Source organism: Streptomyces flavochromogenes (genome assembly GCF_000717595.1).
GTDB lineage: Bacteria > Actinomycetota > Actinomycetes > Streptomycetales > Streptomycetaceae > Streptomyces > Streptomyces flavochromogenes.
The window spans coordinates 1-202 of sequence record NZ_JNZO01000167.1 but is presented as its reverse complement, the minus strand read 5'-3'; the positions used below and the strand labels follow the sequence as shown (position 1 = coordinate 202).

General features: G+C 65.8%; 1 protein-coding gene. It reads right to left on the bottom strand.

The features are described from left to right. Positions 1 to 202, bottom strand: a 202-nt coding sequence (locus IF00_RS42455; protein ID WP_037640744.1) for an AMP-binding protein, incomplete at both ends; no start/stop codon positions are given.

Here is a 202-nt window from a genome sequence, read left to right as displayed (position 1 = left end):
GATACGGAAACCGCGCAGCTTGATCTGCTCGTCGCCACGGCCCAGGTACTCCAGCGCACCCTGCTTGTTCCAGCGTGCCAGGTCCCCCGTGCGATACATCCGCGCACCGGCAGGGCCGTAAGGATTGGCGACGAACCGCTCCGCCGTGAGCGCCGACTGACCGATGTAACCGTGGGCGAGACCATGCCCGGCGACATACAAC